A 20,753-nucleotide genomic window follows, 5' to 3' on the forward strand; every position below is an offset into this window, starting at 1 on the left:
AGCACCCCGCAACCGATTGCCAACACAGCACCATGGATCACGCGCCACTCTCCCTCGCCTTGTCTCGCCAACGCCTCACCCGTCGCCATGCTTTGTGGTTGCTCGGTGCCAGCGTGTCGGCCACCAGTCTTGGGGCCTTGCAAGGTTGCGCCCAATCGCCGATCACGGGTGAACGCATCTTGGTCGGCATGTCCGAAGGCCAAGAGCGTGCCAACGATGCACAACAGGCTCCACACCAATTTTCTGAAGACCTCGGCGCCATCCAAGACCCGGCGGTCAACCGCTACGTCAGCGACCTGGGGCGCGAACTGCACACCCGCTCACACCGCCCCGACATGCCCTACAACTACCGGGTGCTGAACGCCAATTACGTCAATGCCTACACCTTCCCCGCAGGGGCCATGGGTGTGACGCGTGGCATTTTGGTGGCGATGAATGACGAAGCCGAACTCGCCGCGCTGCTGGGTCACGAAATTGGCCACGTCACCGCGCGCCACTCCGCGCAGCGCAGCGGCCAAGGTTTGTTGGCCAACGTGGCCATGATGGGCGTGGCGCTCACGGCCAACGAAAAATGGGGCAACTTGGCCATGCTGGGTGGACAAATTGGGGCCAGCGCGCTCTTGGCCTCGTATTCGCGAGACAACGAGCGAGAAGCCGATGCACTGGGCCAAGCCTACATGGTGCGCGGCGGCTACCCCGCCGGCGGCATGGTGCGCTTGCACCAACTGCTGCTCGACCAAGAAAAACAAGCCCCCAGCCTCTTGCAAACGATGTTCAGCTCGCACCCCATGAGCGCCGAGCGTGTCGCCACCGCCGAGCGTTTGGCGCTCACGCAATACGCCAACACCAGCGGCCTGCCCACCCGGCGCGAACGCTTCATGGACAGCACGGCCAGCGTGCGCCGCATCCAACCCACCATCGAAGCCTGCCAACGCGGCGAGACCGCGATGAGCCGCAAACAACTGCCCCAAGCCCAAGAAGCTTTTGCACAAGCCATCAAAGCCACACCCAGAGACTACGCCGCCCACATCCGCATGGCCCAATGCTTGCAAGCCATGGGCAAACCCCAAGAGGCGCGTGCTTACGCACAAACTGGCCAAAGCATTTACCCGCAAGAGGCCCAAGCGCAAAAAATCTCGGGTGTGTTGGCCTTGCAACTCAAGCAACCCCAGCAGGCCTATCAAGACCTGACCCGCTTCGACCAAACGCTGCCCGGCGACCCTGGCATCACCTTCTTGCGCGGGGTTGCCCTCGAAGGCACTGGCAACCGGCAAGACGCTGCCGTGTTGTACCGCCGCTTTTTACAAGCCAGCAACCAAGGGCAGGCCGCGCAATACGCCGCCACCCGTTTGCAAGCTTGGGGCGTCAGATAAAAGCCCCCGGTGTCTGATCCATCCCTCCAAAAAACCGCCCGCTTCGGCGCACTGACCATTGCAGCCGTGTGGCTGGCTGTGGCCGGGGTGTTGTATCTGGTGTTTGATCGCCTGGAGCAAAACCGCCAGGCCAGCCTCAAGCCCTATGCGCTCAGCTCGGGCGACCTGGTCATCCCGCGCCAGCGCGACGGGCATTTTCATGTGGAGGGCGAAGTCAACCGGCAGCCTGTGCGCTTTTTGGTGGACACCGGGGCCAGCCATGTGAGCGTGAGCCTGGCGCTGGCCACCCAGGCCGGGCTGCCTGCGGGCCAAAGCATCACCTTGCACACCGCCAACGGCCAGCGCCCCGGCCAACTGGTGCGCAGCGTGCCAGTGCGTGCGGGGCACCTGGTGCTCAACGACACCAGCGTCACCGTGGGCCTGAGCGGCCTCCAGCCCGACCAAGCGCTGCTGGGTCAGGCGTTTTTGAAACACTTTGATGTGGAAATTCGCCGCGAAGAGATGGTGCTGCGCCAGCGGCCCTGAAACAACACAGGCCCTGAAACACAGGCCCTCAAACACGCCTTGAAACACGGGCTTCGATACGGCCAATTTCCTGTCGTCGCACAGTCTGCAGCTGGGTAACATTTGAAAACAAGAAGCCCCAATTCATGGTCTTTAAAAACCTAAAATAGCCTCTTTTTAAAGCCCTCAGTTCCCATGAAAAAGCTGCTTCTCATCTCTTTGGCCACCGTGACCCTCAGCGCCTGCGTGCAAGAAGGCTCGCGCACCCTGCCTGTCCAAAAAGTCGAATCGGCCGCCCGGCCCCAAGTCGGCTCCCGCGTGCCTGTATCGGTGGGCAAGTTTGACAACCGCTCCTCGTTCATGCGCGGCGTCTTCTCCAACAACGAAGACCGCATGGGCAGCCAGGCACAAACGATCTTGGTCACCCACCTGCAGCAATCGCAGCGCTTCAGTGTGCTCGACCGCAGCGTCATGTCCGAGATCAAGCAAGAAGCCGCACTGAAAAAACAAAGCCAAAACCTCAAAGGCGCTGACTACGTCATCACAGGCGATGTGACCGAATTTGGTCGCAAAGACGTGGGTGACCGCCAGCTGTTTGGCATCCTGGGCCGGGGCAAAACCCAAGTGGCCTACGCCAAAGTCAACCTCAACATCGTCAACACCCTCACCTCTGAGGTGGTGTACGCCTCGCAAGGCGCGGGCGAATACAGCCTGTCCGAACGCGAAGTCATTGGCTTTGGCAGCACCGCCGGTTACGACGCCACCTTGAACGGCAAAGTGCTCGACCTGGCCATCCGAGACGCGGTGAACAACCTGGTCAGCGGCATCGAAAGCGGCGCATGGCGTCCTGCGCCATGAGCCCGGCCACCCTCGCCAACAGCCACACCCCAAGCCGTCAGCCCAGCCGCACCACCGCCAAAGTGGCGCTGCTGGCCTTGGCCCTGAGCCTGGGCGGCTGCGCCACCCAGGCACCGCCTCCGCTTTATGGCTGGCAAGGCTTTGAGCAACACCTGGACACCTACTTCCGCGAAGACGGCGAAAGCCCGGACACCCAGGCCAAGCGCATGGAAGACGACCTGCAAAAAATACGCGCTGCAGGCCAGGCCACGCCCCCCGGCTTCATGGCCCACCTGGGCTTGCTTTACGGCAAACAGGGCGACCTGGCGCGCTTTCAGCAACACCTCGAAGCCGAAAAACAGCAATTTCCTGAATCCCAAAACTTCGTGGATTTCTTGCTGCGCAAATTCAAATCCAAGTGAGCCCGCCCCCGTCCATGAAGCCCTTCCTCCCATTCCTGACCCCGGCCATGGCCGTGCTCATCCTGAGCGGCTGCGCCACCAAGCCCCCGGTCCCGTTTGACTACACCCAGTTCAAAGCCAGCGACCCCAAATCCATCCTGGTGCTGCCCCCGGTGAACAAAACGCCGGAAATTCGCGCCCCCTACAGCATGCTGTCGCAGGTCACCTTACCGCTGGCCGAATCGGGCTACTACGTCTTGCCCGTCTCGCTGGTGGACGAGACCCTGAAAGAAAACGGCATCACACAAGCCAACGACGCCCACGCCCTGCCCACGGCCAAACTGCACGAGATTTTTGGGGCCGATGCCGCGCTCTACATCACCATGACGCGCTACGGCACCGTTTACAAAGTGGTCGACAGCCAGACCACCGTCTCGGCCGAGGCCCGCCTGGTGGACCTCAAAACCAACGCCGTGCTCTGGACCGGCAACGCATCGGCCAGCAGCGCCGAGCAACAAAACCAAAACCAGGGCGGCCTGGCCGTGCTGCTGGTCAGCGCCCTTGTCAGGCAAATCGTGGGCAACGTCACCGACCACAGCCACCCCATGGCCGGCGTGACCAGCCAGCGCCTGCTGCGTGCCGGGCGGCCGCAAGGCCTGTTGTACGGCCCGCGCTCACCGCTCTACAAACAAGAAGACGCGGCCAAACCCCGCTGAAGCCTGGCCTGAGCGGCCGCTAAAAACGGCCGCTAGATTCGGCCGCTGAATACCCCCTGAACGCAGCCGCTCAGTGCCGCTGCCACTGTTCGCGCTGCCCGAGCCAGCCACCGCGCTCCCGCTCCTGCTCGCGGAACTGCCTGCGCTCGTGGCCACGGTGCCCGCGGTCGTGCACGTGGCCCCAAATTTGCGCTGGCGGATGCCCCTGGGGCATATACACCCGGGGCACAACCACCACACGCGGTGGCGGTGGAGGGACATAAATCACACGGGGTGGGGCGTAATAGACCGGGCCGGGCACGCCCACCTGGGTGTAGACCGGGACATGGCCGATGCGCGAATGCACCGACACCGACGGCTCCACAAACACCGGGTGAGCGCAGCCCCCCTGCATCAAACCCAACCCCAACAGCCCGAGCAAGGCCAGTGATCTCGAAAACGGTGACTTGAACTGAAAAAGCATGACAAAGTTCCTCTGCTGACGTTGGCTTTTCTTGAAAGCATGCTCCCTGCCCCCTTAGCGCGGCAGCCAGGGCTTTGGTGCACCGCCAGAGCTTTACAGTGGTGTCCATTCGTAACGCGCACCACCCGCCTGGGCACACGCGCCAGCCCCTCTAAAGCGCTATCCACCAGAGCCCAACCGCTTCCGTCCACATCCGGGGCCATTCATCGACCGCGCATGCCAGAGCGCCCTTGAAACCTGTCGAGCTGCCGCTCAGCGTTTGCTGGCCTTGAGTGCCTTGATGGCGCACACCGCAAAGAACAGCTCAGCGCCCAACACACCCAAATACAAACCCACAGGTGGCCCGTCCACAGCGATGCTCACCAATCGCCCCAGCGCAAAGCCAGAGAACAAAACGACCACCGACACCAAGGCAAAGTGCCGGTCAATGCGGCCAAGGGCTCCCAAGATAAACAAACAGGCCATGCCAAGGTAAGACCCGCCATAGGCCGCCCGAATGATGTGCAGGTGGTTGACGGTACTCAGCTCCACGCCCGGTGTATTCATCATCATTTGAGGGTTGATGAGGTGCAATGCACCCACCACCAACATCATCAGGCCCGCACCCCACAGAGTGAACAATCGCATTTCATTTCCTTTCATTTTTTACAAAAAACTTCAATCGACTCGGTCTTGCAACCGGTTTTTACTGCGCCATGAACGCGCTCATGGCGGCCATCATGTCTTCAAAGCGCGGGTGGTAGCTCAGGCGTTGAAAAGGCTTTTGCGCCTTGTTGTTGGTGCCAATTTCGCCCTTCCAGTTGTCTGTTGACACCAGGCATGCTTGGGCGTCTGCGGCATCCACAATGCCAATGTGCAAACCACATTCTTTGTGCTGACCCTTTTCGCCAAACAAGGGGTTTTGTGGTGAAAAGGGCAAGGTGACGTGTGAATAGCTCACAATTTTTTGACGCTCATCCGCCACTCGAATTTGACGGACACGGGCATCTGGCGAGGGCTTGTCCATGGCGCCATAGACCCAAGCTTGGCTTTTGGGGTTGGGCATGTTTTGGCTAAAGACGGCCAAGGACGTTGGGGCATCAATGACCAAGTCCTGGGCTGCCAGCAACAAAAAGGTGGGTTGCTCCAACGGGCGTTGGCTCAAGTTGGCGCGCAATTGACGAGACAACTGATAGGTTTGCGCCACCGCCTGTGTGGGCATGGACTGGTAACGCACCGACATGTAAGGCGGATCCAAATCCACCCAATCACGCAAATACCGCAACCACACAGCTTGGCTCGACAACAGGGGGTAAGCCACTTGCAGCGCTGGGGCCAGCAGCACCAGTCGCTTGACGCGTGGGTCTTGCCAAGCCACTTGTGTGGCCAAAGCGCCCCCCAACGAGAAACCCACAAGGGTCACATCCGGTGTCTGTTGCGACAAAGCGCGGACCCCAAACTGCACAGCTTCAAGCCATTGTGCACGGTGGATGTCGATCAAATCAGCGGCTCTTGTGCCATGTCCGGGCAGCAACAAACCGTAAACCAAAGCGCATTGGTCGGCCAAGACGCGCCCAATGTCTTTGAGGGCATAGGCGGAATCCAGCAAGCCATGCACCAACAAAACCCCTTTTGTGGCGGCACCACAGTGCGAAGGCCTGGGCAGTACGAAGGGGGCCACTTGGTCTATCTCTTGCTGGGCTTGATCCGGCAACAAGGGGACGCGGTGCTTCGACAACTCTTGACGGGTATGCCGCATGTAGGCATTGAAGTCCCCATGTTTGTCGGCCTCAAAGTCGTAATAAACAACGGGTGAAGGTTGGTAGTACGGCGTGTTGGGGGCAGATGAGCAAGCGCCGAGCAAGGTCAGCAGGCAGGCAGCCGCCAACCCTCTTGTTTTTGGAGTGAATGCACGGACATGAAACGAAAAAGGCATTTGAAATAGGGGCGCGCCATGGCGCGTGGGTTTGAGCAGCGGCGAATTCTAAGCGCCAAAACCCCTAAAAGATCGTTTTTATTAATTATTAAATTTCAATTAATTTATTTGAACCGCTAAAAATTCAGTAACCCAAAGAGCGTGACAGGCTTGTTGGTCGCCGCTGTGAACCCCGCAGCCATGCCCTCAGCTCAGCTGGACCCAGCCAAGCCAAACACCGCCCCACAGCGCCTAAAATCAAACGCTATGACCACCCCCACCGCCCCAGACAACAACGCCGACCACAAAGTCAGCAACTTCCTGCGCCAAATCATCGAAAAAGACTTGGAACTTGGCACCTACGCCAGCCGCCGCTGGGCAGGCAGCCCCGGCGATGCCGCGCACCACGCTGCGGGCCAGCCCGACCCGGCCAAGATCCGCACCCGCTTTCCGCCCGAGCCCAACGGCTACCTGCATGTGGGCCACGCCAAAAGCATCTGCATCAACTTCGGGCTGGCCAAGGAATACGGCGGCGTGTGCCACCTGCGCTTTGACGACACCAACCCCGAAAAAGAAGACACCGAATACGTCAACAGCATCATCGATGCCGTGAAATGGCTCGGCTTTGACTGGGCACAAATGGGCCAGACCCCCGGCAGCGCCGCGCCCTACCAGGCCAGCGACTACTTCGACTTCATGTACCGCGCCGCCGAGGCGCTGATCGAAGCCGGCCACGCCTATGTGGACGAACAAAGCGCAGAAGACATGCGCGCCAACCGAGGCGACTTTGGCAAACCCGGCGTGGACAGCCCTTTCCGCACACGCACCGTGGCAGAAAACCTGGCGCGCTTTCGCGAGATGCGCGATGGTAAGTTGGCCGACGGCGCCGCCGTGCTGCGTGCCAAGATCAGCATGCAGTCCCCCAACATCAACCTGCGCGACCCGGCCATCTACCGCATCCGCCGCGCCACCCACCACCACACGGGCGACAAATGGTGCCTCTACCCGATGTACACATTTGCCCACCCCATCGAAGACGCGCTGGAGCAAATCACCCACAGCATCTGCACGCTGGAGTTTGAAGACCAGCGCCCGTTTTACGACTGGCTGATGGAGCGCCTGTGCGAATGCAAGCTGCTGGCCGCGCCCAGCCCCAAACAATACGAATTTGCCCGCCTGAACCTGACCTATGTCATCACCAGCAAACGCAAGTTGGCGCAACTGGTCAATGAAGGCAAAGTCAGCGGCTGGGACGACCCCCGCATGCCGACCATCGTGGGCCTGCGCCGCCGGGGCTACACGCCCGAGAGCTTGCGCCTGTTTGCCGACCGCATCGGCGTGACCAAAAGCGACAGCTGGATCGACTACAGCACGCTCGAAGGGTGCCTGCGCGAAGACCTGGAAAACAAAGCCCACCGCGGCATGGCTGTGCTCGACCCCGTCAAGCTCGTGCTGACCAACTGGGCCGAGGCCTTTGGCAGCGACAGCTACACCGAAGCCTGCACCCAACCCGCCCTGCCCCACAGCGCCATCGCCGAAGGCCAAACACCACCCGCCGACCGTGTGTTCAAGATCGGCAAAGAAGTCTGGATCGAGCGCGAAGACTTTGAAGAAGTGCCGCCCAAGGGCTACAAACGCCTGTTCCCCGGCAACGTGGTTCGCCTCAAAGGCGGCTACGTGATCGAATGCACAGGCTGCGCACGCGACGCGGCAGGCAACGTGACCGAGGTGCACGCCAAAGTGATCCCCGGCACCAAGAGCGGCACGCCCGGTGCCGACAGCGTCAAAGCCAAAGCCGCCATCACCTGGGTGAGCGTGGCCGACGGCGTGCAAGCCGAAGTGCGCCTGTACGACCGCCTGTTTGCCGAAGCGCACCCCGATGCGGGCGACAAAGACTTCTTGCAAAGCCTCAACCCGGACAGCCTGAAAGTGGTGACGGCCTATGTGGAGCCGTCATTGGCCGGGGCGCAGCCAGACCAAAAGTTTCAGTTTGAGCGCTTTGGGTACTTTGTAGCGGACCGCCTGGATCATGTGGCGAGGACGAAGCCTGTGTTTAACCGGGTGACGGGGTTGAAGGACAGCTGGGGTAAGTGAATTGAGCTCACGCCCTCAAACCATCCAAATCTTTCTACCATCCGGCGACCCACGCGGCATGCGCGTGGCCGAGATCACAACGCGCATTGTTCGTGTGATCGAGGTGCCGCGCAGCCAACTGGCCGACTTCCTGAAGATGCCAGAGGCCCAGCAAGTGGGCGTGTACTTTTTGATAGGCGAATTGTCTGAGGCGGGTTTACCTCGCTCTTACATCGGCCAGTCAGGCAGTGTTGGCAAGCGCTTAGAGCAACACCATCAAAACAAAGATTTTTGGAACCGCGCTTTCGTGGTCATCTCGCTGACCAACAGCTTGACGCAAACGCATGCATTGTTTTTGGAATGGCTGGCTATTGCAGAAGCCACCAAGGCAGGGCGTTATGGTCTAGAGAACGGCAACACCGGTTCGCAGCCCTACACACCTGCACCGTTGCAAGCGGATTGCCATGAAATTCACGAAACCGCTGCTACTTTGTTGGCTACCCTTGGCCAACCCATCTTCGAACCCTTAACTAACGCACCAACCGCTAAAGGCGAGGTCGAATTGTTTTATTGCAAAGGTTCTGGCGCTGATGGCGTTGGCGAATACACCTCGGAAGGTTTTGTGGTGCACAAGGGTTCAAAGGGGCGTGCTGAGATCGTTCCTTCAATCCAGGGAACTTCTCACGAGCGCATGCGCAGCCAGTTGATTAGGGAAGGCGTTTTGGCCGAAAACGCTGGCAGCTCTGGATCTATGCTGGTTTTCACACGCGACCACCTGTTTTCAAGCCCCAGTACCGCCGCCATGGCAGTCATGGGCCGTTCAGCCAATGGCTGGGTCGAATGGAAAACAGCAGCAGGCAAGACTTTGGACGAAGTAAAGCGACAGGGTGTCATCAGCACAAATGCTGACTGACCACAAATCGCCTAGAGCTTTACAGCAGAAACTCGGTGGTTTGGTCGCGCGTGGTGATCGTGTGCCTGCTCATGTCTTGCCCCCTGCTTTTTTGCTGGGGTTCTGCCCCAAGGCCCGCAGTTGCTTGGCGTTTTGCGGGCTGACCAGCTTTTTGCCCGTCTCAAGCTCCAGCTTGAGCCGCGCCTGAAGGGCAACTCCGCCGCCGCGCTTGGCCACGTCTTCGTGGTCGTCCAGCGTTTGCGGCTGCACGGCCTCTGAAATTTCCTTGGTGGATAACTCGGCCAGCATGCTCATGATCAACTCTTTGTTGGTCATGTTGTCGCGCAGGTTTTCTTTCTTCAGGCCCTTGTGCTGCTTGTATTCCTTGGCGGTTTTGTCGGCCCAAGTTTTGTAGATGACATCGGTCAAAAAGGCCAACTGTGGCCCTTCTTGCAAGCCTTGCTTTTTCCACTCGTCGGTCAGCTCCTTGCGGATTTCGATGCTCTTGAGCCGCTGGTTAATCCAGTTGTCTGTGTAGCCCAGGCGCTTGTAGTCGCGCATGGCCTGCTCGATGCTCAGTTCCGGGTCTTGCAGCTGGTCCAGGCGCTGGCTGCCCACTTCGGCCAGCCAGAGCTTGAAGGGCTCGGCCCGCTTGCTGGGGATGGACTGGATGAGCCGCAGGATTTGCTCGGTGTCGGCCACATCGGTCAGATATTTTTTGCCGTCGGCAGCGGGCAATTTCAGTTGGTTAGTGGCACTAACCAACTGACTGCCTTCGGCGATCAGCTTGTTCTTGAGCCACTTCCAATAGTTGCGCACCTTCTTGTAGTCGGGCTGGTCGGTCAGCACGGCCACCACATCCAGCACCGAAAACCACCATTTCTCAGCCTCGGCATCCCATTCGCTGCGAATGTGCTGCGATTCGAACAGCTTGATTTTGCTGTCAGCGTCGAACTTGTCGGGGATGCTCGCCATGCTGAAACCTTGTCGTTGTTTGGGGTGAATCGAGGGTTTTTCGTTTAGCTTTTTGAACCACGCGCAATGGTGGCCAGCATATCAAGGGCAGGGCTCAATATTTCACTCATCGCGCTGGCCTTTGGCATCGTGGGTCAGTTGCGCTTTGATGGCTTTATCAAAGTCAGACTCATACAGGCGGTCTTGCACAACGCGGTATTTTTCAAATTCGCTCAGTGCGTGGGTGTGGGCAATTTCTTTGCTGACCTTGCCTGCATCTTGCAATACCTCTCGGTCTGCGGCTTCAATGAAGCGGTTGAGGCGCGTTTCCCAGTCTTGCATGGTCATGGGTATGTTGCGCTCGGCCATGGTTTCGGCCAGATCAAGGTAGGCGCTGACCAGCCTTTGGAGCTGGGCGAGTTCGCCATCGCTGAGGTAGTTCTTGGCCACCACCACATCAAATTTTTGAATTTTGCCGTTGGGTGCATCTTGCCAAGTGTTGAGTCCCATACGGGATTGTTCGGCGTTGGCACGGGCGTAGATGACTTCGGCAGCTGTTTGCCCGTGAATGGCCCAGTGCAGCTTGTTTTGAACGGTGGCGAAAAACCGCTGAGTGGCTTGAGCGCTGTTGTCGTAATCGATGGATGTGGCGTAGATGTCGGTGATTTTTTGATAAAACTTGCGCTCGGACAGGCGGATCTCGCGAATGCGGGCGAGCTGTTGCTCAAAGTATTTTTTGCCCAGAATAGAGCCATCGTTTTTGAGCCGCTCGTCGTCCATGGCGTAGGCTTTGATGGTGAATTCTTTGATGATGCCCGTGGCCCATTTGCGAAATTGCACCGCCCGCTCAGAGTTGACTTTGTAGCCCACCGCAATGGTGGCCGATAGGTTGTAGTGTTGGGTGTTGTAGTTTTTGCCGTCTGCGGCAGTTATCCGGAAATTCCGGATAACTGCATCTTGCTCTAACTCGTTGTCAGAAAAGATGTTTTTCAGGTGTTCATTCACCGTGCGGACGTTAACGCCATAGAGCTCGCCCATCATTTTTTGGCTCAACCACACATCTTCGTCGGCATACACAGCCTCTACCCCGCCTTGGCCGCTGGCAGCAACAAAGGTGAGGTATTCGGCTGCGGATGAGCGAATGGTGGGGAGGTTTTTTTTGCTGCTCATGCGGGTTGCTCCTCGGATTCAATCTTGGCCACAGTGGTTTTGAGCTGCTCAGTCATACGTCGATGGCGTTGACGGCCACAGCCGCGCAAAGTCAAACGAGAGTTGCCGGTGGTGCCGAATGGTCAGCAGGACCACCGTCTCTTGGGCTTCCATGGCTGCGTAGAGCACAAGATAGTCGCCGTGCAGGTATTCGCGCAGCGCATCCGGCGCTCCCGCAGGCATGGCTGCCAGCAGCGCCAGCGCCTCGGTCGACTGGGGCGGGTTGGCCAGGTAGCGCCGCCCCATGCGCGGAAAGCGCCGCAGGTTCGGGATGACCGTGGCGCGAAGCTCGGCCAGCAAGTCATCGAACGCCAAGCCCGCATCCGCTTCGACCCAAAACGCCTCAATGGATTCAAGGCGCTCCAAGAAGCTGGCGGTCAGCTCGACCCGGTACAGCGGGTCAGCCACGTTGCTTGGCAGGGCGTTTGATGGCGGTCTTGCGCTGCTGTTGCAGCTGGGCAAGGGCAGCGTCCGCTTCAAATGTGCGGCCTGCGGTGATGTCGGCCAGGTCGCGCTTGGCATCATCAATCAACAGCAGGTGAATGCGTTCGCGCTCCAGGCGGTGGTAGTAGTCCAGTCGGTCAGAGTCGATCAGCGCGACGTAGCTCTCGCCGTTTTTGGTGATGATTTTCTCTGCCCCGGCCTTGGCCTGGTCGGCCAGCTCGGACAGATGAGCGCGTGCTTGCGTGAATGGCACGACATCGCTGGCAGAAAAACCCATGACCGGCTCCCATGACATTGCAGAATTCTGCACATTCTAAGTCAACTTGGCTTTTTGCTTACTTACGGGCTATAAACAGAGCGAGTCCACGCCCGAGGAGCTGGCTTTTTTGAAGGAGCCGGGGTCGGGGTTTTTAGCCTTGCTGGCACTTGGTCAATCGTTTGTCGTTGAGATACAAGCATCACCAGAAATTATCAAAACGGATATAAAATGAAACGCATCCAGTGGCTCGGCACCAGTCTCAATGCGGTCAGAGAATTTCCCGATGAAGCACGGGCCATGGTCGGTACGGAGTTGCGACAGATTCAAAACGGCTTGATGCCCAGCGACTTCAAACCCATTACGACCGTGGGCGCTGGCGTTTTTGAGATCCGGGTGCGATCAGGCAACCAGTACAGAGTGATTTACGTGGCCAAGTTTTCAGAGGCGGTCTATGTGCTTCATGCTTTCGTTAAGAAGACACAGAAGACCGCCGCACCCGATTTGGAGTTAGCGCACAACCGTTACAACGCATTGCTGAACACAAGAAAGGCAGGCAAACAGTCATGAGCAACAAACTGAACATGGTCGTTGGGAGCGACAACGTCTTCCACGACCTCGGCTTTGCCGAACCCGAAGCACAAAACCTGTTGCTGCGTGCCGACTTGGTCTCGCACATCCGCAAGGTCATCCTCAAACTCGACATCACCCAAGCCGAGGCCGCACAACGCGCAGGCATCAGCCAACCGAGAATGAACGACCTTGTCAAAGGCCGTACTCACAAATTCACGTTGGATGCACTGGTCAATGTGGCGGCGCAGTTGGGTTACACCGTCAAGCTGTCTGTGAAGCGGGCGGCTTGATGGAATGGCTGTTCTGGCTGCGTCCAACAGCGCTATCGCAATGAACCCACAAACCATCCTCCACTTCTGGTTCACCGAACTCACTCCCTAGCACCACTTCACCAAAGACGCCGCCTTGGACGAAGCCATCCGCACCCGCTTCGGCGCCACGCTGGAGGCGGCGGCGCGGTGTGAGTTGTTTGAATGGCGCGCCACGCCCGAGGGGCGTTTGGCCGAGATCTTGGTGCTCGACCAGTTCTCGCGCAATGTGTACCGCGACACCCCCAAGCCTTTGCGCAAAACGCGCTGGCCTTGGCGCTGGCGCAACAGCTGGTGGCCAGTGGGCAAGACCGCAGCCTGCCCTTGGCGCAGCGCAGCTTTGCCTACATGCCCTACATGCACAGCGAGTCCGCCCTGGTGCACACCCAAGCCGTCGCCCTGTTTGCGCAGCCGGGCATGGAAGACACCCTGCGCTTTGAGCAACGCCACCAAGCCATCATCGAGCGCTTCGGCCGCTACCCCCACCGCAACGCCATCCTCGGCCGCGAGTCCACGCCTGAGGAGCTGGTGTTTTTGAGTGAGCCGGGGTCGGGGTTTTAAGATCGTCATAGTTTTGAAATCGGCCTGAATGCCCTTGGCCGCAGAACCTCGCTAAACTTGCCCCATGCACACCGCCATTGCCCAACACCGCGCCGATATTTCGGCCATCTGTCAGCGATACCAAATCCGCCGACTGGAAGTGTTTGGCTCGGCCGCCCGTGCCGATGACTTTGATGCCGAACGCAGCGATGCCGACTTTTTGGTGGAGTTTTCACCCGAAGCCCCTGCAGACTTGCACCGCTTTTTTGGCATCAAGTCAGAGCTGGAAACACTGCTGGGCCGGGGCGTCGATCTGATCGAGCCCGGTGCGGTGCGCAACCCCTTTGTGCTGGCCAGCATTAACCAGCACCGCGAGTCGATTTATGCAGCGTGACCCTCGCGCTTTTTTGTGGGATGTGCGTGAAGCGGCGTTGTCCATCCAAACCTTCACAACAGGGTTGGACGTTACCGCCTACCAAAATAATGAACTGGTTCAGGCAGCCGTTGAACGCAAATTTGAAGTAATTGGGGAAGCCCTGAACCAACTCTCCAAATTGGATGCAGCCATGGCCGCACAGCTGCCCGACTTGCCTCAAATTGTGGCGTTTCGCAACCAACTGATACACGGCTACGCCACGGTCAACCCCAGCACGGTGTGGACCATTATTTAACAGTCTCTGCCTGGCTTGATCACCGTTGTTCAAGCTTTGCTGGGCGAGCAACCTTAAATCAAGCTTGCAAGAAACCCCGAGCTTCAAGTCAGCATCCATGCGCCCCTCCCAAGCACTCAGCCAACACCGCGACGCCGTCTGCCAAGCCGCAGCACGTCATCGCGTGGCGAATCCGCGCGTGTTTGGTTCGGCTCTGCATGGACACGACGTCGAGGGCAGCGACTTGGATTTATTGGTCGACCCTCTGCCCGGCACCACGCTGTTTGACCTGGGTGGCTTGCAAGACGAATTGCAGACCTTGTTGGGTGTGTCCGTGGATGTGCTCACGCCCAAAGACTTGCCTCCCAAGTTTCGGGATGCGGTGGTGCAAGAAGCCCGCCCGCTATAAAAGCCGTGGTTTGGGACACGCTGCAAACAGCCCTGCCCAAACTGAAAATTCAGCTCGATTCCTTCGTCTCTGAGTGAGCCGGGGTCGGGGTTTTGAGCCTGACTGGCAAGTGTTGTCATTCTTGACAACACACAAGCTGTGTTGGCACAATAGCCAACATGCCCGCTGAACTGATCACCCGATTCAAGAACATCACGCCCGATGGTGGCGTGATTGAGCTGGTGGTCTGGCGGGTGCCCACGCCAGTTCCACCCACCGAGCACGGTTTTAAATACCGTGCGGTCTATGCCAAGGATGGCGTTCGCATCGTTGGGTTTGACAACGAGCGGGGCAAAGGCGACCACTGCCATTTGGACGGGCAAGAGATGCCTTACAGATTCGCAGGCGTGGATCAACTGGTGGAAGACTTCATTGCCGCTGTAGCGGCCAGGAGAACAACATGACCGAACGTTTTTTGACCATCACTTTGCAACCCGACTGGCAAGCCGGTTTGCGTGCAGCTGCCCAAGCGGCACAGAAAAGCACTTACCAAGGCGAGGTGCTCAATTTTGAAAGCCCAGGTCATTTCTTTGGACAGCTGACCGAAAAGCGCTGGGCACTGGTGCGCACCGCGCAAGGCAAGGGCGAGCTGTCGGTGCGCGAATTGGCCCGCTTGGTGGACCGCGACGTCAAGCGCGTGCACGAAGACGTGGTGGTGCTGGCCGACCTGGGGCTGCTGGAGCGCACCGAGTCTGGCGGGGTGGTCTGTCCTTACTCGTCCATGCACATCGACATGTATCTCAAAGCAGCATGAACTCAGCTGTCATGCAGCCCCAAACCATCCTCCAGTTCTGGTTCACCGAACTCACCCCCAAGCACCACTTCGCCAAAGACCCCGCCTTGGACGAAGCCATCCGCACCTACTTCGGGGCCACGCTGGAGGCTGCAGCGCGGTGTGAGTTGTTTGCCTGGCGCGCCACGCACGAGGGGCGCTTGGCCGAGATCTTGGTGCTCGACCAGTTCTCGCGCAACGTTTACCGCGACACCCCCCAAGCCTTTGCGCAAGACGCGCTGGCCTTGGCGCTGGCGCAAGAGCTGGTGGCCAGTGGGCAGGACCGCAGCCTGCCCTTGGCGCAGCGCAGCTTTGCCTACATGCCCTACATGCACAGCGAGTCCGCCCTGGTGCACACCCAAGCCGCCCTCTTGTTCGCGCAGCAGGGCCTCGAAGACACCCTGCGCTTCGAGCAGCGCCACCAAGCCATCATCGAGCGCTTCGGCCGCTACCCCCACCGCAACGCCATCCTCGGCCGCGAGTCCACGCCCGAAGAGCTGGTGTTTTTGAGTGAGCCGGGGTCGGAGTTTTAGGTCCAAACAGCTGACGTGCTCTGGCGCCCCACAAAATACCCAATTAAGGTATGATCAAACCCATTACGGGTATGATAACCGCTTCAATCACCTCCTCCATCGCCGACGCACTGTTTTCAAAGGTGCGTCAGCGCGTGCTGGCCGTGCTGTTTGTAGCACCGGACCGCAGCTTCTACACCAACGAAGTCATTGGCTTGGCTCAGTCGGGCGCAGGGGCTGTGCAGCGCGAATTGGCCGATCTGGCTGCAGCGGGTTTGCTCACGGTGCGCAAACAGGGCAACCAAAAACACTTTCAGGCCAATGCGGCTTCGCCCGTGTTTGCCGAGTTGCGCGCTCTGGTGCTCAAAACCATGGGGCTGGCCGATGTGCTGCGCGCGGCGCTCTTGCCGATTGCGCCGCAAATTTCACTGGCGTTTGTGTTTGGCTCCATGGCCAAGCAGCAAGACACCAGCGCCAGCGATGTGGATGTGCTGCTGGTCAGCGACACGCTGAGCTATGGCGATGTGTTTGCGGCGCTGGAGCCCGCCAGCCAAACACTGGGGCGCAGCATCAACCCTGCCTTGTACAGCGCCGCAGATTTTCAGGCTCGACAGTTGAGTGACAATGCCTTCATCAACCGTGTGATGCAACAGCCAAAGATATGGCTGATCGGCCAGGAGGAGTCACCGCAACATGAGCCCACCCACCCCACTTGAAAACCTGAGCGGCCCCAGCGGCTCGCTCAAAGCTGAGCCACCCGACGCCGCCGAAATAGCGGGTTTGCTGCGAACGGGCAGCACCCGTTTGAACGATGCAGCCAACCCCACACTGGCGTTGGAAAGCCGCTTTGATCTGGCCTACAACGCTGCACACGCCTTGTGTTTGGCTGGATTGCGAAAGAAAGGCTTTCGCCCGAGCAACCGTTACATCGTCTTTCAGGCATTGCCACACACACTGGGGCTGGGGCCTGAGGTTTGGCGGGTGCTCGACTTGTGTCACAACAAGCGCAACCTGGGCGAGTACGAAGGCATGATGGATGTCGATACACGCCTGGTCACCGACCTGATCGCCGCCGCCCAACGCGTTTTGATCGCCCTTCAATCCCCTGACTGAACAGCCATGCCCGTGACAGCGCCGGCGTTCTCGGCAGCGCTGCCTGGGGCTGGAGAAATTTTCACATGCAACCCCAATCCATCATTCACGCGCGTCCGCGCCCGAGGATCTGGCGTTTTTGAGTGAGCCGGGGTCGGGGTTTTAGCCACTCCCCCTTGGGTGAGCCCCGCTGATCAATCGCTTTAAACTACGCCCCATGCGACCCTCCCAAACACTCAGCCAACACCGCGACGCCGTCTGCCAAGCCGCAGCCCGTTATCGCGTGGCGAACCCACGCGTGTTTGGGTCGGCTTTTGATGGCCATGACATTGAGGGCAGCGATTTGGATTTCTATGGCAATCAACCGTTTGCTTGATGTGAAGATCGTCGCAGCCCATCAGTTGGAACTGACTTTCAGCGACCATACACAGGGCATTTTTGACGGTGCCCTGTACTTAGCTGACCACAAGGGCCCTTTGTTAGAGGCGTTGCGTGACCCGGCTTATTTTTCGAAATGCTTTGTAGATGCCGGTGCACTCTGCTGGCCCAACGGGCTGGAACTTTCAGCCGCTCGACTGTATGAGCTGTCTCATGCCGTCAAAGCCGCTGCTTGATCAGAAACGATCTCAACAAGGTAACGAACTTTACGAGTTTTCCTAAAATCACGGGGCCGGCATCTATGGTGCTGGCCCCGTTTTGTTGGTCAAGCGGGTGCACCAGGAAGAACGGCCAGTCACCCCGCACCGCGTTGGAGCAAGGCACACCCGCCCAGCGCGTGATCAATCTGGCGACGGCAGAGGGGCATTGACCGCCTCTTGCCATGAAATTCAAAGACCAGCATCCACCCATCCTTGAGCTGGCCCCGGGCCAGACCTTTCACCGTGTGCAGCTGACGCGTGCGCGAAAAACGAGCGTGCGTTCAACGGCCTGTTGTTGGCACCCACAGGTATGAAATCGGGGCGTTTTTGTTTGCCGTCCGAGGCCACGGCCTATTTGGTCGACAGCGAGCACACCGCCTTGTACGAGTCGATTTTTCGGCGCGATGTGCACAGCCGCTCTCTCGACGAATTGGCCCTCAAGTCGCTGGTGACGTTCACCACAAAAGGCCGTTTGCGCTTGGCTGATGTGCGGGCGCTGGCCGAGCCCTACCCTGTGCTTCAAGCCCAACGTATCGCCATCACCCAAGCCTTTGCCCAAGAGTTCCGTGCTTTTTCCACTCGTCGGTCAGCTCCTTGCGAATCTCAATAATCTTGAGCCGCTGAGCCGCAAGATTTGCTCGGTGTCCGCCACATCGGTCAGGTATTTTTTGTCGACGGCGGGCAATTTCAGTTGGTTAGTGGCACTAACCAACTGACTGCCTTCGGCGATCAGCAAGATCTGGTGGCCAGTGGACAAGAACGCAGCCTGCCCTTGGCGCAGCGCCACCAAGCCATCACCCTGCGCGTTGGCCGCTACCCCCACCCTTCTATTCCAAATCTGTGCCATCTTGGGCCGCCCGTCCACGCCCGAGGAGCTGGCGTTTTTGAGTGAGCCGGGGTCGGGGTTTTAACGCTGACGGTGATAACCCACCGCAAAAATGTCCAATATTTTTGACATTTTTTAGCCATGATGCTCCAATACACCCATGAACCTCGCCGACATTGGCCTTCTCATCCAAGCCCGCCGCGAAGCCTTGGGGCTGTCGCAGGTGCGTTTGGCGCGGCTGTCTGGTTTGTCGCGTGCCACCATCAACCAGCTGGAAAACGGCAGCTTGGTCGATCTGGGCACGCACCGTTTGTTGGGGCTGTTGCAGTTGCTGGGCATGGATTTGACAGCGCAAACCCGCACGCCCCCCACACAGGCCTTGACCTTGTTGAGCCAAACCGCCAGCGTGAGCTACAAAACTTCACTCATGCCCGACGCTTTGGCGCAGGCGCTGGTCAGCGGCGATCTGCCCGATGCGCTTGTGCCTCAGGTGTCCACCTTGCTCGATGAAGCGCCGCTGCCCTTGATCGTCTCGGGCCTTGAGGAGGTCGCTCAGCGCACCCACACGCCCCCTAAGGCACTCTGGAAAAACCTGACGAATTGGGCTCAGGCTTTGCAGTCACCTCGAGCGGCTTGGGTTTAGGGTCACGCGCATGAGCCGCAATACCGAACCCCTTGATCTGCCCCTGGGCATTTGGCAAACACTGTTGCCGCATGCCTTCACCTTGATCGATGAAATTGCCCGTCTACTAACGCCCGAACCGTTCTGGACCTTTGGGGGTGGCACGGTGCTGATGCTGCGGCACCAACACCGGATGAGCAAAGACATTGACATTTTTGTACCCGACCCGCAGTACTTGGGTTTTGTATCGCCTCGCTTGAGCGATGCGGCTGAAAACGTATCACAGGACAGTAGTGTCCGGTTAAAAAGTGAACAAATTCAACTGCTTAGCGCACTCAGGTGGTGCGGTTGTGTAAGCATCGGTCTGCAAGGCGCATGAAATCGACGTTTTCTCGAAAACAGACACCGACAAAATCTGTAGAAAAGTGTAGAGCGAGGCCTTCAATTGCAACTCCTTCTTGACAATGGCAATCAGCACCTAAGTGGCCACGGCGCACCAGATTTGCGTCTTGACTGCGTTCTCGCTGGTGCCCAAAAACTTCTTGATGCGCAGATGCTGCTTGATCCATTTGAAGAACAACTCGACCTGCCAACGGTTCTTGTACAGGGCTGTGATGGTCAACGCTGGCAGTGTCATGTTGTTGGTCAGAAAGACCAGCACCTTTCCCGTTTGCGGGACCTTGAACTTGATGCGCCGCAAGTGCTCGGGCTAGTCCTTGCTGGCGTATTGCCCATTGAGCGCAATGGTCTGATCGCAGACAAGGCCCGTGGTTCTGTCTACAGGGGCCGAGTACACACGCCGGGCGTTCATATTGCTCCTGGCACGGGTCACGAAGAAGGCGGCGCACTGGTGCATGGTGTACAGGCGAGAGAAGTCCAGATAGCCCCTGTCCATGATGTAGAAAGCGCCCGCCTCGATGGGCAGCATGTCCAGCACATGCACATCGTGCATCTTGCCGTCGCTGATGTGGATGAAGGCGGGGATGGAACCGCGCAAGTCCAGCAAGGTGTGCATCTTCACAGCGGCCTTGGTGGAGCGAAACGGTGCCCAGTCGAACAAACCCAGACACAGGTCGATGGTGGTGGAGTCCAGCGCGTAGACGGTGTTCTTGAGTTCGAGCCCGAGATCTTCGTCCAAATAAAGGGCTCTGATGAATTTCAAGTGGGTTGCCCAGCATGAGGATTGATAGCGTGGAAGTCGAGTCTCCCGGCGATCAAGAAGATGACAGTCTTGATCGTTGTGATTCGCGTAAACCCACGCGCACGACGCTTGGATGCCTGGAACAAACCGTTGATGGCTTCGAGGAATCCGTTGGTCTGGCGTGTCTGCGCCCAGGCCACGATGCCTTCCATATGAGCGCGGATCATCTTGGCAACGTCCTTCATCGGTTCGACCTTGGAGCGCATCACGCATGTGCACCAGTGATCCAGCATGGTTCGCACAACGTTGATCTGCTTTCGATCAAGGATCTCACGCAACTGCTCTTTGTAGGACCACGCCCTGGCCGTGCGTTTGACGGTCATCTTGSCCATCAACGCATCCAGTTCAGCTGCCGCCTCCGGTTTGAGCTTGGCTGTGTCTTTGAGCAAAGTCCAGCGCATGCCCTTGAGAGACTTGTCGGTCTTCTGCTCGATCCGGCGCATCTTGTCCACTGCAGTGCTTGCGTGACCGATGATGTGAAACTTGTCAAACGTGATCCGGGCGTTGGGCAAATGCTGGGTAACCCCCGAGATGAAGGCGGGCGACATGTCGATG

Annotated in this window: 29 protein-coding genes and 3 pseudogenes; 22 read left to right on the forward strand and 10 right to left on the reverse strand. The window is 58.6% G+C overall.

Features of this window, described 5'->3' with window-relative positions; genetic code table 11:
* The first annotated feature begins 32 nt into the window (after positions 1 to 32).
* The 5 genes from AMM33_RS13475 to AMM33_RS13495 all read left to right on the forward strand — a co-directional run bounded on the left by AMM33_RS13475 (position 33) and on the right by AMM33_RS13495 (position 3,831).
* Entirely contained in the window at positions 33 to 1,373 is a 1,341-nt protein-coding gene (locus AMM33_RS13475; protein ID WP_090141826.1) for a M48 family metalloprotease, read from the forward strand.
* A 9-nt stretch (positions 1,374 to 1,382) separates the two neighbouring features.
* The gene (locus AMM33_RS13480; protein ID WP_090141827.1) at positions 1,383 to 1,898 is read left to right on the forward strand and encodes a retropepsin-like aspartic protease family protein; all 516 of its coding nucleotides are present in this window, start codon (positions 1,383 to 1,385) and stop codon (positions 1,896 to 1,898) included.
* Between the two features lie 174 nt (positions 1,899 to 2,072).
* Positions 2,073 to 2,735 (forward strand): CsgG/HfaB family protein, encoded by a 663-nt coding sequence (locus AMM33_RS13485; RefSeq protein WP_090141828.1) that lies wholly within the window; start codon positions 2,073 to 2,075, stop codon positions 2,733 to 2,735.
* Positions 2,732 to 3,136, forward strand: a complete 405-nt coding sequence (locus AMM33_RS13490) for a DUF4810 domain-containing protein (protein ID WP_090141829.1) — start codon at positions 2,732 to 2,734, stop codon at positions 3,134 to 3,136. The genes AMM33_RS13485 and AMM33_RS13490 overlap by 4 nt, the downstream gene beginning before the upstream one ends.
* A gap of 14 nt (positions 3,137 to 3,150) precedes the next feature.
* Positions 3,151 to 3,831, forward strand: a complete 681-nt coding sequence (locus AMM33_RS13495; RefSeq protein WP_090141830.1) for a DUF799 domain-containing protein — start codon at positions 3,151 to 3,153, stop codon at positions 3,829 to 3,831.
* Between the two features lie 70 nt (positions 3,832 to 3,901).
* Here AMM33_RS13495 and AMM33_RS13500 read toward each other — a convergent pair whose 3' ends face one another.
* The 3 genes from AMM33_RS13500 to AMM33_RS13510 form a co-directional block, all read right to left on the reverse strand.
* A complete protein-coding gene (locus AMM33_RS13500) occupies positions 3,902 to 4,294 on the reverse strand; it encodes a hypothetical protein (RefSeq protein WP_090141831.1) in 393 nt (130 codons plus the stop codon).
* Positions 4,295 to 4,546: 252 nt separating this feature from the next.
* A complete protein-coding gene (locus tag AMM33_RS13505) occupies positions 4,547 to 4,921 on the reverse strand; it encodes a DUF4345 domain-containing protein (protein WP_194945452.1) in 375 nt (124 codons plus the stop codon).
* A gap of 58 nt (positions 4,922 to 4,979) precedes the next feature.
* Positions 4,980 to 6,161: an alpha/beta hydrolase gene (locus AMM33_RS13510; RefSeq protein ID WP_194945453.1), complete on the reverse strand. Its 1,182-nt coding sequence runs from the start codon at positions 6,159 to 6,161 to the stop codon at positions 4,980 to 4,982.
* A gap of 294 nt (positions 6,162 to 6,455) precedes the next feature.
* On the opposite strand from AMM33_RS13510, the gene AMM33_RS13515 reads away from it, so the two are divergent.
* Both AMM33_RS13515 and AMM33_RS13520 read left to right on the forward strand, forming a co-directional pair.
* A complete protein-coding gene (locus AMM33_RS13515; RefSeq protein ID WP_090141859.1) occupies positions 6,456 to 8,282 on the forward strand; it encodes a glutamine--tRNA ligase/YqeY domain fusion protein in 1,827 nt (608 codons plus the stop codon).
* A 154-nt stretch (positions 8,283 to 8,436) separates the two neighbouring features.
* Positions 8,437 to 9,174 (forward strand): GIY-YIG nuclease family protein, encoded by a 738-nt coding sequence (locus AMM33_RS13520; protein WP_228768127.1) that lies wholly within the window; start codon positions 8,437 to 8,439, stop codon positions 9,172 to 9,174.
* Between the two features lie 69 nt (positions 9,175 to 9,243).
* Here AMM33_RS13520 and AMM33_RS13525 read toward each other — a convergent pair whose 3' ends face one another.
* From AMM33_RS13525 to AMM33_RS13540, 4 genes are all read right to left on the reverse strand, one after another.
* The gene (locus AMM33_RS13525) at positions 9,244 to 10,128 is read right to left on the reverse strand and encodes a BRO family protein (RefSeq protein ID WP_090141835.1); all 885 of its coding nucleotides are present in this window, start codon (positions 10,126 to 10,128) and stop codon (positions 9,244 to 9,246) included.
* 102 nt (positions 10,129 to 10,230) lie between these two features.
* A complete protein-coding gene (locus AMM33_RS13530) occupies positions 10,231 to 11,277 on the reverse strand; it encodes a virulence RhuM family protein (RefSeq protein ID WP_090141836.1) in 1,047 nt (348 codons plus the stop codon).
* A 48-nt stretch (positions 11,278 to 11,325) separates the two neighbouring features.
* Entirely contained in the window at positions 11,326 to 11,724 is a 399-nt protein-coding gene (locus tag AMM33_RS13535) for a type II toxin-antitoxin system RelE/ParE family toxin (RefSeq protein ID WP_090141837.1), read from the reverse strand.
* Positions 11,717 to 12,037: a type II toxin-antitoxin system Phd/YefM family antitoxin gene (locus tag AMM33_RS13540; RefSeq protein WP_090141860.1), complete on the reverse strand. Its 321-nt coding sequence runs from the start codon at positions 12,035 to 12,037 to the stop codon at positions 11,717 to 11,719. The genes AMM33_RS13535 and AMM33_RS13540 overlap by 8 nt, the downstream gene beginning before the upstream one ends.
* Before the next feature lie 210 nt (positions 12,038 to 12,247).
* Between AMM33_RS13540 and AMM33_RS13545 the strand changes: the two genes are divergently transcribed.
* The 13 genes and pseudogenes from AMM33_RS13545 to AMM33_RS13615 form a co-directional block, all read left to right on the forward strand.
* A complete protein-coding gene (locus tag AMM33_RS13545; RefSeq protein ID WP_090141838.1) occupies positions 12,248 to 12,586 on the forward strand; it encodes a type II toxin-antitoxin system RelE/ParE family toxin in 339 nt (112 codons plus the stop codon).
* Positions 12,583 to 12,879: a helix-turn-helix domain-containing protein gene (locus tag AMM33_RS13550; protein WP_228768128.1), complete on the forward strand. Its 297-nt coding sequence runs from the start codon at positions 12,583 to 12,585 to the stop codon at positions 12,877 to 12,879. Before AMM33_RS13545 ends, AMM33_RS13550 begins: the two co-directional genes overlap by 4 nt.
* A gap of 40 nt (positions 12,880 to 12,919) precedes the next feature.
* Positions 12,920 to 13,458, forward strand: a pseudogene (locus tag AMM33_RS13555) (DUF924 family protein).
* A 64-nt stretch (positions 13,459 to 13,522) separates the two neighbouring features.
* The gene (locus AMM33_RS13560; RefSeq protein ID WP_090141839.1) at positions 13,523 to 13,831 is read left to right on the forward strand and encodes a nucleotidyltransferase family protein; all 309 of its coding nucleotides are present in this window, start codon (positions 13,523 to 13,525) and stop codon (positions 13,829 to 13,831) included.
* Between the two features lie 37 nt (positions 13,832 to 13,868).
* Positions 13,869 to 14,108 (forward strand): HepT-like ribonuclease domain-containing protein, encoded by a 240-nt coding sequence (locus tag AMM33_RS13565; RefSeq protein ID WP_228768129.1) that lies wholly within the window; start codon positions 13,869 to 13,871, stop codon positions 14,106 to 14,108.
* A 97-nt stretch (positions 14,109 to 14,205) separates the two neighbouring features.
* Entirely contained in the window at positions 14,206 to 14,496 is a 291-nt protein-coding gene (locus AMM33_RS13570; RefSeq protein ID WP_090141862.1) for a nucleotidyltransferase family protein, read from the forward strand.
* Positions 14,497 to 14,654: 158 nt separating this feature from the next.
* On the forward strand, positions 14,655 to 14,939 hold the full coding sequence (locus tag AMM33_RS13575) for a toxin-antitoxin system TumE family protein (protein ID WP_090141841.1): 285 nt from the start codon (positions 14,655 to 14,657) through the stop codon (positions 14,937 to 14,939).
* On the forward strand, positions 14,936 to 15,289 hold the full coding sequence (locus AMM33_RS13580; RefSeq protein WP_090141842.1) for an HVO_A0114 family putative DNA-binding protein: 354 nt from the start codon (positions 14,936 to 14,938) through the stop codon (positions 15,287 to 15,289). Before AMM33_RS13575 ends, AMM33_RS13580 begins: the two co-directional genes overlap by 4 nt.
* A gap of 11 nt (positions 15,290 to 15,300) precedes the next feature.
* Positions 15,301 to 15,840: a DUF924 family protein gene (locus tag AMM33_RS13585; RefSeq protein ID WP_090141863.1), complete on the forward strand. Its 540-nt coding sequence runs from the start codon at positions 15,301 to 15,303 to the stop codon at positions 15,838 to 15,840.
* 71 nt (positions 15,841 to 15,911) lie between these two features.
* Positions 15,912 to 16,535: a nucleotidyltransferase domain-containing protein gene (locus tag AMM33_RS13590; protein ID WP_228768130.1), complete on the forward strand. Its 624-nt coding sequence runs from the start codon at positions 15,912 to 15,914 to the stop codon at positions 16,533 to 16,535.
* On the forward strand, positions 16,513 to 16,932 hold the full coding sequence (locus AMM33_RS13595) for a hypothetical protein (protein WP_090141844.1): 420 nt from the start codon (positions 16,513 to 16,515) through the stop codon (positions 16,930 to 16,932). Before AMM33_RS13590 ends, AMM33_RS13595 begins: the two co-directional genes overlap by 23 nt.
* Positions 16,933 to 17,228: 296 nt before the next feature.
* The gene (locus tag AMM33_RS13605; RefSeq protein ID WP_228768131.1) at positions 17,229 to 17,525 is read left to right on the forward strand and encodes a DUF2442 domain-containing protein; all 297 of its coding nucleotides are present in this window, start codon (positions 17,229 to 17,231) and stop codon (positions 17,523 to 17,525) included.
* A 307-nt stretch (positions 17,526 to 17,832) separates the two neighbouring features.
* Positions 17,833 to 18,159 (forward strand): annotated as a pseudogene (locus tag AMM33_RS13615) (RES domain-containing protein); the annotation flags it as partial.
* Here AMM33_RS13615 and AMM33_RS13620 read toward each other — a convergent pair.
* A complete protein-coding gene (locus AMM33_RS13620; protein ID WP_194945455.1) occupies positions 18,136 to 18,396 on the reverse strand; it encodes a hypothetical protein in 261 nt (86 codons plus the stop codon). The pseudogene AMM33_RS13615 and the gene AMM33_RS13620 sit on opposite strands and share 24 nt — an antisense overlap.
* Positions 18,397 to 18,535: 139 nt before the next feature.
* Between AMM33_RS13620 and AMM33_RS13625 the strand changes: the two genes are divergently transcribed.
* On the forward strand, positions 18,536 to 19,018 hold the full coding sequence (locus AMM33_RS13625; protein ID WP_228768132.1) for a helix-turn-helix transcriptional regulator: 483 nt from the start codon (positions 18,536 to 18,538) through the stop codon (positions 19,016 to 19,018).
* A gap of 10 nt (positions 19,019 to 19,028) precedes the next feature.
* The gene (locus AMM33_RS13630) at positions 19,029 to 19,376 is read left to right on the forward strand and encodes a nucleotidyl transferase AbiEii/AbiGii toxin family protein (protein WP_090141849.1); all 348 of its coding nucleotides are present in this window, start codon (positions 19,029 to 19,031) and stop codon (positions 19,374 to 19,376) included.
* Here AMM33_RS13630 and AMM33_RS13635 read toward each other — a convergent pair.
* Together AMM33_RS13635 and AMM33_RS13640 are read right to left on the reverse strand one after the other, a co-directional pair.
* Positions 19,299 to 20,147, reverse strand: a pseudogene (locus tag AMM33_RS13635) (IS4 family transposase); the annotation flags it as partial. The gene AMM33_RS13630 and the pseudogene AMM33_RS13635 sit on opposite strands and share 78 nt — an antisense overlap.
* An 8-nt stretch (positions 20,148 to 20,155) precedes the next feature.
* Positions 20,156 to 20,753: transposase (locus AMM33_RS13640; protein WP_194945456.1), on the reverse strand; the 598-nt coding region annotated here is incomplete at its 5' end.

This window comes from Limnohabitans sp. DM1, assembly GCF_001269385.1.
Lineage (GTDB): Bacteria > Pseudomonadota > Gammaproteobacteria > Burkholderiales > Burkholderiaceae_C > Limnohabitans_A.

Bases quoted from the DNA above. Each gene is read 5' to 3' on its own strand.
- AMM33_RS13475 (WP_090141826.1), top strand. From the start codon at position 33: ATGGATCACGCGCCACTCTCCCTCGCCTTGTCTCGCCAACGCCTCACC.
- AMM33_RS13485 (WP_090141828.1), top strand. From the start codon at position 2,073: ATGAAAAAGCTGCTTCTCATCTCTTTGGCCACCGTGACCCTCAGCGCC.
- AMM33_RS13490 (WP_090141829.1), top strand. From the start codon at position 2,732: ATGAGCCCGGCCACCCTCGCCAACAGCCACACCCCAAGCCGTCAGCCC.
- AMM33_RS13495 (WP_090141830.1), top strand. From the start codon at position 3,151: ATGAAGCCCTTCCTCCCATTCCTGACCCCGGCCATGGCCGTGCTCATC.
- AMM33_RS13500 (WP_090141831.1), bottom strand. From the start codon at position 4,294: ATGCTTTTTCAGTTCAAGTCACCGTTTTCGAGATCACTGGCCTTGCTC.
- AMM33_RS13505 (WP_194945452.1), bottom strand. From the start codon at position 4,921: ATGCGATTGTTCACTCTGTGGGGTGCGGGCCTGATGATGTTGGTGGTG.
- AMM33_RS13515 (WP_090141859.1), top strand. From the start codon at position 6,456: ATGACCACCCCCACCGCCCCAGACAACAACGCCGACCACAAAGTCAGC.
- AMM33_RS13525 (WP_090141835.1), bottom strand. From the start codon at position 10,128: ATGGCGAGCATCCCCGACAAGTTCGACGCTGACAGCAAAATCAAGCTG.
- AMM33_RS13530 (WP_090141836.1), bottom strand. From the start codon at position 11,277: ATGAGCAGCAAAAAAAACCTCCCCACCATTCGCTCATCCGCAGCCGAA.
- AMM33_RS13540 (WP_090141860.1), bottom strand. From the start codon at position 12,037: ATGGGTTTTTCTGCCAGCGATGTCGTGCCATTCACGCAAGCACGCGCT.
- AMM33_RS13545 (WP_090141838.1), top strand. From the start codon at position 12,248: ATGAAACGCATCCAGTGGCTCGGCACCAGTCTCAATGCGGTCAGAGAA.
- AMM33_RS13550 (WP_228768128.1), top strand. From the start codon at position 12,583: ATGAGCAACAAACTGAACATGGTCGTTGGGAGCGACAACGTCTTCCAC.
- AMM33_RS13560 (WP_090141839.1), top strand. From the start codon at position 13,523: ATGCACACCGCCATTGCCCAACACCGCGCCGATATTTCGGCCATCTGT.
- AMM33_RS13570 (WP_090141862.1), top strand. From the start codon at position 14,206: ATGCGCCCCTCCCAAGCACTCAGCCAACACCGCGACGCCGTCTGCCAA.
- AMM33_RS13575 (WP_090141841.1), top strand. From the start codon at position 14,655: ATGCCCGCTGAACTGATCACCCGATTCAAGAACATCACGCCCGATGGT.
- AMM33_RS13580 (WP_090141842.1), top strand. From the start codon at position 14,936: ATGACCGAACGTTTTTTGACCATCACTTTGCAACCCGACTGGCAAGCC.
- AMM33_RS13585 (WP_090141863.1), top strand. From the start codon at position 15,301: ATGCAGCCCCAAACCATCCTCCAGTTCTGGTTCACCGAACTCACCCCC.
- AMM33_RS13590 (WP_228768130.1), top strand. From the start codon at position 15,912: ATGATAACCGCTTCAATCACCTCCTCCATCGCCGACGCACTGTTTTCA.
- AMM33_RS13595 (WP_090141844.1), top strand. From the start codon at position 16,513: ATGAGCCCACCCACCCCACTTGAAAACCTGAGCGGCCCCAGCGGCTCG.
- AMM33_RS13605 (WP_228768131.1), top strand. From the start codon at position 17,229: ATGGCCATGACATTGAGGGCAGCGATTTGGATTTCTATGGCAATCAAC.
- AMM33_RS13620 (WP_194945455.1), bottom strand. From the start codon at position 18,396: ATGGCACAGATTTGGAATAGAAGGGTGGGGGTAGCGGCCAACGCGCAG.
- AMM33_RS13625 (WP_228768132.1), top strand. From the start codon at position 18,536: ATGAACCTCGCCGACATTGGCCTTCTCATCCAAGCCCGCCGCGAAGCC.
- AMM33_RS13630 (WP_090141849.1), top strand. From the start codon at position 19,029: ATGAGCCGCAATACCGAACCCCTTGATCTGCCCCTGGGCATTTGGCAA.